The 10,378-nt window shown below is 68.8% G+C and carries 6 protein-coding genes; 4 read left to right on the forward strand and 2 right to left on the reverse strand.

Annotation, left to right across the window (positions count from 1 at the left end; all coding sequences use genetic code 11):
• Positions 1–508: 508 nt before the first annotated feature.
• Positions 509–892, forward strand: coding sequence for a hypothetical protein (locus AMK33_RS39760; RefSeq protein WP_073938105.1), 384 nt, complete (start codon positions 509–511; stop codon positions 890–892).
• Between the two features lie 298 nt (positions 893–1,190).
• On the opposite strand, the gene AMK33_RS45110 is transcribed toward AMK33_RS39760, so the two are convergent.
• Positions 1,191–1,394: an NUDIX domain-containing protein gene (locus AMK33_RS45110; RefSeq protein WP_167748621.1), complete on the reverse strand. Its 204-nt coding sequence runs from the start codon at positions 1,392–1,394 to the stop codon at positions 1,191–1,193.
• Positions 1,395–1,435: 41 nt separating this feature from the next.
• Here AMK33_RS45110 and AMK33_RS39770 point away from each other — a divergent pair, with 41 nt between their 5' ends.
• Positions 1,436–2,188, forward strand: coding sequence for an IS6 family transposase (locus tag AMK33_RS39770; RefSeq protein WP_073938106.1), 753 nt, complete (start codon positions 1,436–1,438; stop codon positions 2,186–2,188).
• 259 nt (positions 2,189–2,447) lie between these two features.
• Here the strand turns inward: AMK33_RS39770 and AMK33_RS39775 are convergent, their stop codons facing one another.
• Positions 2,448–3,527 carry a hypothetical protein gene (locus AMK33_RS39775; RefSeq protein ID WP_073938107.1) on the reverse strand — a complete coding sequence of 360 codons (1,080 nt, stop codon included), beginning with the start codon at positions 3,525–3,527 and terminating at the stop codon, positions 2,448–2,450.
• Between the two features lie 643 nt (positions 3,528–4,170).
• Here AMK33_RS39775 and AMK33_RS39780 point away from each other — a divergent pair.
• Positions 4,171–9,357 carry an NACHT domain-containing protein gene (locus AMK33_RS39780; protein WP_143203924.1) on the forward strand — a complete coding sequence of 1,729 codons (5,187 nt, stop codon included), beginning with the start codon at positions 4,171–4,173 and terminating at the stop codon, positions 9,355–9,357.
• Positions 9,358–9,926: 569 nt separating this feature from the next.
• Positions 9,927–10,378: transposase (locus AMK33_RS44590; RefSeq protein ID WP_235618363.1), on the forward strand; the 452-nt coding region annotated here is incomplete at its 3' end.

The following is a 10,378-nucleotide window of genomic DNA, read 5'->3' on the forward strand; positions in this document are numbered from 1 at the left end:
CCGGTGGCGGAGCGCAGGAGCGGACTCGGCACGAGCACTGCAGACAGGGCAGCGGTGAAGAGGCTGCTCTCTCTTCGTCGGTGCGCGAGGAGACTTGGCGTATGCCCCGCCTGAGTGGCCGGGTCTGGTGCTGTTGCCGCGGGCCTCGCCCGGGACGGCGGACCCGGCGTGTGCGGCCGATGGGCTGACGCACGGTATCCGTGGATTTCTGCCGGCAACGGGGCAGGGACCAGAGTCAGGCGGACGGCGTCGTTACCGCTCAAGGTCTCCAGACTGTTCGTACAGAGCGTGTTTGTGCACTGGTAGCTGACCGTCACCACCGGATCGAAGCGGTTGCCGGCTGGGTTGGCCACGTGCAGCATTTCGGTTCATTCGCTGCGGGCATACCTGCACTGAAAGGTTGAGTGCACGTGAATCATCGTCTCTCCCTGAGGGAGGGCATTTTCGGTTGCCGCTCTCCCTGCTCCCTGTTGACCATGGGGGCCGAGAAGGCTCAAGGGGGGACCGGATGGGACTCATGCTCTGTCCTGCAGACGACGACGTGGCCGGCCCGGACGTCTCGTGGTCGCACTACGGGTTCCACCTGTTCAGGCAGTGGTTGGCCAGGGCCGAGGGATTCGCTCTGCTCGACATGGTCGGCTTCGGCGGCCAGCATGCGTGGAGCAGCGTCACCACGACGCTGGAACCGCTGCTTCACCATCCCGACGACGGCGGCGACCTCACCCCAGCTCAGTGCGCCGTCATGCTGCCCCGGCTGGAAGAGCTCGCCGCCGAGCGGCCCCAAGCCGCCGACGATCCCGACCTTCAACGACGCCGCATCGATGACACCCGTCAACTGATTGAGGTCATGAAGTACTGCGTCGACAAGGGCGTCCCGCTCAACTTCTGCTGACCGGGCCAGAGCTGTTCCGCCCTGGACAGATGGTGCAACGGGGTCGAGTCAGGGGGGCGTCGTGGGTATCACGGACAGCCGCAAGGGACTGCCCGCGGTGCCTTCGGGGCCAGGCGTGCTGCAGCTTGCGGGTGGAGCGGTGCATGTGGGGGCGAGTAGCTTGCCCGGCTCCTGGAGTACCTGCTCGCTGGTCAGCCACCGGATCGCGTCGAACTCATCCTCGTCGTAGGAGGTGATGGTGTGGGCAGCCGCGTGGAGCAGGTACCAGAGCGAGACGTCTGTGTGCGGGCCGTACCCCCTACCCCCAGGTGCGGGTGACGGTGAGGAAGAAGGGACGCTCGCCGGCGACCGGCGATGCCCCAGCCTCGATGCCCAGTTCCTTACGACTTTCGCGGACCACCGCGGCCCACGGATCCTCGCCCGGCTCGACATGTCCGGCCGGCAGCCACAGACCCGCCTTGCGGTGAACGACGAGCAGCAGCTGCCCATGCGTCTCCTCCAGGACGACGAAGTGGCATTGTCACGTTGGCTGACCGGCCTGAGATGATCTTGAAGTTGATCGTGCCGGGGAGGGGATCGCTCGTGTCGTCCGCGCCGCCGTCGTACAAGGGCCACCGGTACCCGGTGGGGATCATCGCGCACTGCGTGTGGCTGTACCACCGTTTCCCGCTCAGCTTCCGCGAGGTCGAGGAGCTGAAGCGCGATGTGCTCGTCTCCCACGAGACCATCCGGCGGTGGTGCCTGAAGTTCGGGCAGTCCTACGCCAACGCACTGCGCCGCCGACGCTCCCGCCCGAGGGACAAATGGCACCTGGACGAGGTCTTCATCAAAATCAACGGAGAGCAGAAGTACCTGTGGCGGGCGGTGGACGCCGACGGGACCGTGCTGGACATACTCGTGCAGAACCGCTGTGACAAGGCCGCGGCCAAGCGCTTCCTCAGGAAGCTGATGAAGGCCACCCAGTCAGCGCCACGAGTGATCGTCACCGACAAGCTCCGTTCCTACGGCGCCGCCCACCGCGAGGCGATGCCGTCGGTGGAGCACCACTGTCACAAAGGCCTGAACAACCGGGCCGAGAACTCCCACCAGCCCACCCGGCAGCGCGAACGCGCCATGAAAAGCTTTCGCAGCGTCGGCGGGGCCCAGCGGTTCCTGTCCGCGTCCAGCGGCATCTCACCGCACTTCCGGCCTCGCCGTCACCTGATGACAGCCTCCGACTACCGAGCCGAGATGACCGTCCGCTTCGCCATCTGGGAGCAGGTCACTGGCGCCGCCAGCCAGCCCACCACGGCCTGAATACAGGCCCGAGCCGTGGGCCCACCACGCCCCGAAGCCCCATCAAACAATCACGCACCCAACAACGTGACAACGCCCCAGCCGTACTTTCTGCGGGGTAGAGATACTCAACGTGCACAATCCGGCACCACCGAATGTGCGACAGACCCCGCCCGCGCGGTCGGCACCGACGTTCAGCGCCACGCCGCCGCCCAGCCGAAGAACGACGGCCGCGGCACCCTCACCGGGCGAGGATGCGGCGGAGCGGCCTCGGGGAACTTCAGCGCGCCAGTCTGAGGCGTGCCGTCTCCACGGCATGGGACGCGGCTTCGATCAGCCCGAGTTCGCCGGCGAGCGTTCCCACAAAGGCATCGACCGCCTCGATCGCGCGGCCTTCCATGGTGTCGGGCTCTGCGAAGTACGCCGCGAACTCTCCGGCGCTGATGGTCGCCATGGCGGGCTGACGGGCCTGGTAGTCGGCCCACATCGGTCTGTGGACGGCGCGCACTCGGGCGAGCTCGGTTTCGTCGATCTCCTCGTGCCGGAGGCGGCGGATCGTTTGCTGGCGGGCCTTCCACATGACGATGTGGTGCTGGACGGAGACCGGCCCGAACGGGCCGGGAAGGGCTCGTTCGATCCTCGGCATGCCCGGCTGGACTGGCCAGGGCGAATGCAACTCCGTGAGGACCGCGGTCAGTCTGTCGATGTCGATCTGCCCGGTCTTCTCGCCCTCCTCGAGGACGAGCTGGGCGGCGTGCCGTTGCTTGAGGGTGGCTGCGGGGTGGGCAAGCTGCTCGACGATGGCGCGGACGTTCTGGCTTCGGCGGACGGCGGTCGTCTGGCCGGTGGCGCGTGCATGGGTACGCCAGGCTCGGCGGGCCTGCGGAGTGAGCACGATCGCGTCGTCGATCAGCCACAGGTACAACACGACGCGGATCAGGGAGCGTTGTGGGATACGCCCCAGCGGGGAGCGCTCTCGAGCCTCAAGAAGTCTAGTGAACAACTCGCGTTGCTCGGGCGGGAAGACCCGCGGATCGCTGCCGTGCGCGCTGGTCTTGCGCGGCTCGGGGTTGGCGAGCATGCCGTCCTCGACCCAGGAGGTCACCATCCTGGGACTGGCTTTCACGCCCAGCGCGAGCGCGTCGGCGACCAGATCGGCCGAAGTTCCCTCGACCCACGTGGTGGCCCGATTCCCGTTCATGGCGCCGAACTTACATCGAGATTCGAGCCCCGGAAGATGCGTCCAGCGCACGTCAGCCATAAGGCTTGGGGCCAGCAGAAACTGCGCCCCGCACCGTATCCCTGCCAGGAACCCGCGGTGCGGGGGCAGCCGACTCATCCCCTGAACGGAGATCGCCATGTCCCACCGTACGCACCGTCCCGCCCCGAAGCGACGACGCGCCCGCCGCCGTCTTGTCGAGGGCCTTGGGCTAGCAGCGCTCTACGCTGCTTCCGCCACGTTGGCCGGCGGGTTGGTCCGCGAGCTCCTCAACCTGATCCACACGTCCGTCTCCTCGTGCTGACCTGAGCACCAGGGAGATGCCGCGTCCGGGCCTGCCGGGCGCGGCATCCCCGTAGCACTGGCTACAGGTAGAGGTCTGCAGCTTCGCGGCGAGATACTTCGCTGCTCTCCGCAGGATGGTCCGGCCACAGCGCGGGTAGACCACCATGGTCGCCCGCCTGTCAGCCGGTGGACGCGATAATGCCCTCGGCCCGGGGCTTCAGATGGGGTAACGGGCGAGGCGGCCAGGGTGTGGGGTTTCGGGTGAGTGCCAGGCAGCCTGCGCGCCAACATGTAGGCAGGTCGTCAGTGTTGGGTGGGGAGCACGGTGAACCCAGCGCAGATCGTGTACGCGGGCACGGGCGGTGTCCTCCTCGTGGTCTGTGCGAAGGGTGCGTGCGAGGATGGCGCTGTGGGGGAGAAGAGCGGTGGGGTGAAACGGTCGTCGGGGGAGGTGCCCACGCGCCTACGAGTCCCGCCGTCCGGCGGTGTGGCTCCGCCCGTGGTCACGAAGGCCGAGTACCTGCCGCTGGGCGAGCTGTCCTGGTCGGACGTGGAGCGGCTGTTCCTGCGGCTTGCCGAGCGTGACGGCCGGACCGAATATGCCGGGCTGTACGGCACTGCGGGGCAGGGGCAGGAGGGCATCGACCTGGTGGTCCGCCTGGCCCGGGAACCGGACGCGCCGAAGGATTCGCCCCGACGTTATATGACCCTGCAGTCCAAGCACGTCAAGACGCTGACCCCCGCGAGGATCACCGCCGCGGTCGACAAGTTCCTGGACGGCTCCTGGGCCGGGCGCTCGGAGTCCTTCATCTACGCCACGACGCACGATCTGCGGCCCACGGAGCTCGCCGAGGAAGTCAGCCGGCAGGCGGACCGGCTGGAGGACTTAGGGATCCGGCTGGTGCCCTGGGGACGCGAAGCGATCAGTGAGCAGCTGCGGCAGCTGCCCGAGACGGTCGATGACTTCTTCGGGCGGCCCTGGGCAAAGGCGTTCTGCGGCCCGGAAGCCGCGCAGGCCCTGGCGGGACGCCTGCCCGGCCAGGATGTGGCCCGGCTGCGCGCCGGTCTGCGCGGCCTATACCGGACGGCCTTCGCGCTGCAGGACACCGGAGCGGTGCTGCTGAGCCCGGCTGCACCCACGCAGCCGCCCGCGCCTTTGGCGTTTGTCACCCTGGACGTCACCGACGGCAGCAGCGACGTACTGAGCGACCACCGGGCGGGCACCGGCAGCAGGCGGGAGCGTACGCATGGCGGCCCTGCCCCCGGTCTCGACGGGGCAGACGAGAACACCGCGCCGACGACGGACCGCGGGGAAGGGCAGCCATCCTGGCACGAGCTGGACGATGTGCCGCCGGTGGACCGGACGCTCCAGCTCAACCGGGTCCAGGACGACCTGGGTGGTTCGGACGTTGCCCGCACGGCCTGCGATGAATGGCTGGCCGACGGCAATCTGTCGGTGGTTGCCGGGGGACCGGGAGCGGGCAAGTCGAGCCTGCTGCGGTTTGTGGTGGCCGACCTGCTCGACGAGGAGCCCAGCTCCTCCGCCCTGGCCGCGCAGTTTGGCGCGCACCTGCCGGTGTGGATGCCGTTTTCCTTCCTGTGCGAGCACCTGAAGGAGAACACCGAACGGTCGATCGAATCCGCCGCCCGGGCATGGCTCACCCGCTACTCCGCCCAACACCTGCACCAGCTTGTCACCCAGGCCCTGGCCGACGACCGCCTGCTGCTGGTCGTCGACGGCCTGGACGAATGGACCGACGAGGACAGCGCCCAACCCGCGCTGACCCTGCTGGAGAACTTCGTCCGCAGCCGGAAAGTCGCGGCCATCGTCTCCAGTCGCCCCTACGCACTGCGCCGGCTGGTGCCGGTGGCGGGCTGGCGGGTGGGACACCTGGCACCGCTGTCGGCCGACCAGCAGCAGCACATGATCCGGGCCGCCTTCGCCGCCCGCGCGCGGGCCGTGCAGGCACCGGGCCAGGACGAGACGCACCTGGCGGGCGAGACAGCCGCCCGTTTCCGGCAAGAGCTCGATGCCGTAGCCGATCTGCGGGCACTTGCCACCGTGCCGCTGTTCTTGCTGATGTTGACCGGGATGTGGTCGAGTGGTCCCCTGCCCACGCGACGGATAGAAGCCTACCGCCGACTGGTCGACGTACTGCTGGAACAGCATCCCGCCATCCGCCGACGCGACATACGCCTGCCCCACAGAGAGTTGGACGCCCGGGAGATCCGCCAGGTCCTGGCAGCCGCCGCCTATGAGCTGCGCCAGGCCGACGCGGGGCCGGTGGCCAGCACACGCCAGTGGCGCGAAACGCTGATCCGAGCACTGCAGGACGACACCCTCTTCAGCTACGACGAGCAGACCGCCCGCCGCCTGGCGTCCCAGATCATGGAAACGGCCGAAGGCGAGCTCGGTGTCCTCATTCCGCAAGGCGCCGCAACCCTCGGCTTCGCCCACCGCGCCGTCGCCGAGCAACTGGCCGCCGAACATCTGGTGGCCCAGCCCCTGGCCGAGCAGAAAGACATCGTCCGCACCCGGGCGGACAGCCGCGCGTGGCGGGACGTACTGCTGGCACTGCTGGCCGGACAGGGACGCCCGAACGAGGTCACCGACCTGCTGGAGGCCGCCATCAACACGGACCCGGATGCCTCCGTGTCGCAGATGGGCGGCTACGAACTGGCCGCAGACGTCCTGGCAGCCGGCATCCGCATGCCGCCCCGGGATGTCGCCCGCTTCGCCCAGTTGCTCTGCGACCGCATCGAGGACCACCCCTGGTTGCCCCACCGGGGCCGGCTGCTCGCCTCCCTCACCGGCGCTCTGGCCGAGACGACAGCACGCCGCATCCTGCTGCCCTGGTTCACCCGCAAGGCCACACAAGTCACCGACGCACCCGATGCCTACTGGTCCCTGCGCCGTACGGACATCGCCGCACCCGCCGCAGAGACCATCCTGCTGCGGGCCCTGCGCAACCCATCCGACCAGGTTAGGCACGCCGCGGCCCAAGCCCTCGCCCAGCGCTTCGGCGGCACCGACCAGCTGGCACACACGCTGGGCCGTCTGGCCCGCGAAGGAAGCGACGCCCGTATCCAGGCTGCAGCGCTCGAAGCACTGGTCACCGGATGGTCCCAACACCCCGCAACGGCCGATCTCATCTCCTGGGGCAGACGCCAGGGGGCGACCGGTATCCGTGCCATGGCGCTGTACGCGTACCGCGTCATGCAGCGCGAAACCGCCTCCACCACCACCGAGCCCGCCCTCGACGACAGCGACCGCCAGTGGCTGCTGAGCCTGCTCGAGCACGACAGCTGGCAGGACTCCTGGGACCGGAAGACCGCGGAACTGGTCAGCGAAGCAGCACAAGACGACACCACCGTGCGGGACCTATGCCTCGCTGTTCTGTCGGGCGCGCCCGGTAGACCGGGCGCGCCGGGCTCCCGCAGTCTCGCCTGGTGGGTCCTGCTCACCGCCTTCCCGCAAGACCCGCACGTCATCCAGTGGGCAGCCGACACGATCGGCTCCGACGAGTACCTGCCCTACAGCCTGCAGCTCGCACCGGACACCTGGGCCCGCGAGCCCGCCATCCGCAACGCCGTGCAGACCCGACTGGTACGGGAGACCGACACCACCTACATGACAGGCGAGCTCTCCCATCTGGTGCGCCTCGCCCCCACCAGTCAGGTCCGTGACCTCCTGATCACCGGCCTCGACGCCTCCTTCGGCACAGCGGCAGCGGCCCACGCCCTGATCGACCACTACAGCACCGACCCGACCGCCCGCGACGCCCTGCTGCGCAAGATCAATGCCCCCGCGGACGAAGCCGTGACCTTCGCCGACCTCGTTGCGGACCTACTGGGACCAGCGGACGGCATGGAGCGCCTCATCCAGCTGATCGGCCAGCGACCCCGGCGACACCTCCCTCACGCGATCTTCGCCCTCGCCCGCCTCTGGATCAACTGCAAGGACGCCACCCGTGGCAAGCCGTCGCCCGTCCAGCCCGACCAGGCCGCAGACGTCCTGAAGTGCCACACCGCGCACAGTCTTGCCCGCCTGTGCCTCGACGCGGTACCGGCCGAGGACTTCGGCACCGCCCGCGGCTGGATTATCGGCGCATGGCCCGAAGTTCCTGAGGTCCTGGCCTATGCCCGGCAGTGCCTGACGGGTCCCGCGCCCGAGGTCGGCGCGGTGCTCATTGGCTACGGTCCGCTGTCCGGCCCGGACGCTGCCCAGATCGTCACCGAAGCGACGGCGCTGCTCTCCCCTCTCGACCCCGCCTTGCGTGTGCTGATCGCCCAGCAACTCACCCGGCGCGGCATCGACGCGGCGGTGGTGACCGACCTGCTGCAGAACTGGCGTCGTGACACCTCCGGCTCGGTGCGGCGAGCCGCAGCGACGGCGCTGGCCCGCACGCATGCCACCACCCCCGCCCCGGTGCCCGATGCCGAGACAGCACAACCGTCCCACGCCATCCCGACCCACCTCACACGCTGGCACCAGGCCCTGCAGCGGCTGCAGGCCGAGTGCCGGCAGGAACTCGTCTCCTACGACCTCGACACCGGTGACGATCGCCGCCGCACCGCCTGGGTGATTGCGCTCCTGCTGGGTGATCTCACTTCCCTCGCCGACGCCGTCGAACGCGACGGCAGCCCGGCCGCGGCCGAAATCGACGATCCGCTGACCGACCACGATCCCCAGCTGGCCGACCTGATCGCCAGTCACTGGGCACCGCTGCAAGACCACTGCGACGGCAAACTGCCAGAGCGCCTGACCGGGCGGGTAAGCGGCCGCAAGCGGAAGTTCGCCGAGGTGTGGTCCCGTCTGGCGCCCGTGGCCTCCCGCCATCCCCACCTCCACCGCGCCCTGAGTGAAGCCGTGGACAACGAGCCCGAACTCTTGCGTGAACCGCGAATCTTCACCTGGTACGCGGACAGCAATCCGGCCGACCCGCAACTGCTGCCCCTGGCAGTCCAGGCCGTTCCCGCAAACGATCCCTGGCCGATCCTGCACGTGTGGGGCAGGCAGCCCCTGTCCGACAGGCTCAGAACGGCGCTGAGGAAGGAGCTGACCCGCACCGCAGACACCCCATCCGGACCGCGCCTGCTGGCTGACGAAGACATCGAAGCAGCCATTACGGGATGGCGTCGTATCGCCCTGGCCCGCCTGCTCCCGGACGACCCTTACGCCTCCAGCCTCTTCCGCCAGCTGCACCAGCACCTCGCCAACGGCCGACGCATGGGCTGGAGCTGGCCCGAGGCGATCGAGGTGTCCGTCGGCCTCGCCCCACCAGCTCACGTGCCCCACCTCATCTGCAGACTCGCAGACCGGCTGCAGCGCCGCGGCTTCACCGCAGGCGGACGCACCCTTCTTGAGGCCGCTGTCCACCGTCTCCGCCGGGACCCCGAAGCCGAAGAAGCCGTAATCGAAGCCATTATCCGTCCCGGCACCCCCGACGCCGACTTCCCCGCCTGGCGCCTGCAGGGTCGAACCGTGAGCCCTGCTCCCAGCGCCGGAGCTCACCAGCAGCTTCTTCTCGCCGGCGTTCTCGCCACCGCTACCCATCTGCCCGCTGCCGTTGCAACAGCCCTGGCCCCGCTCGCCGACAGCGACGCTGTGCTGCACGACAATCCCCTCATGACCTCTCGCCCGATCAGCCTCGCTGTCCTCGACCTTCTCGACACAACGCGCTAGAAACAGCCGACCCACCATGCTCACCGGATTCGAAAGCAGCCCCAACGGCAAGGACCGTCCCACCTACGCCGCGAGCTCCGGAACTCCACTTTGCTAACGGTGTATAGACGACAGCAAGGCAGCCGCTTCGTACTGGGCCGAGTCTGTGATGTGTCGGCTTTGCGTCAGTGGGGTTGTGTCAGTCACGGTTGAGCGAGGAAAGGGTGCTCCTGCTGCTCGTCGGCCCGTGACTGGAGCTTGCCACTGACACAGTGGTGGTACTTCGCGACCTTGCGGCTGTCACGGGTCGGTACATCCCCAGTTGGATCACTGCTACGAAGACGGCACATCGCAGACCAGGGCTTTGTGATCAGGCTGACGGTCAGGCGCTTCATCTGCGGGTCGGCGGACTGCCCACGCCGGACGTTCGCCGAGCCGTTCTCCCGGCTGACTGTCCCGCACGCGCGGTTCACCACGCGGCTCAACCGAGCCCTGGAACGGGTGGGGCTCGCCCTAGCGGGGCGGGCCGGCGCTCGCTGGCTGCCCAGTTGGGCTTCGGCGCGGGACGGATGACCTTGCTACGCAGGGTCATGGCGCTGCCCGATCCGCGGTTCATTACTCCGCGGGTGCTGGGGGTGGACGACTTCGCGATCCGTCGCGGCCAGACCTATTCCACTGTGCTGACCAGTGTCGAAGACCATCGCGTGGTCGATGTGCTCCCGACTCGTGAAGCCGGGCCGCTGGCCGCCTGGCTGGACCGCCATCCTGGCGTGGAGATCATCTACCGGGACCGGGCGGGTGCCTACGCTGAGGGCGCCCGGCGCGGCGCCCCCGACGCTCTGCAGGTCGCTGACCGGTTCCATCTGTGGCAGGGCCTGGGCCGAGCCGTGGAGACCTGCGTCGCCGCTCACCGCGGCTGCCTGCGCAACCCGATGCCCAGCGGCATGCAGCCGCAGCACACCCCACCGGCTTCCGATCGGCCGCAGATCGACGAGGCGCCCGTCGGCCGGCGGGCCGCGAGCAAGAAGGCCGCGTACGCCCT

The sequence above is a fragment of the Streptomyces sp. CB02400 genome, from assembly GCF_001905725.1.
Lineage (GTDB): Bacteria > Actinomycetota > Actinomycetes > Streptomycetales > Streptomycetaceae > Streptomyces > Streptomyces atrovirens.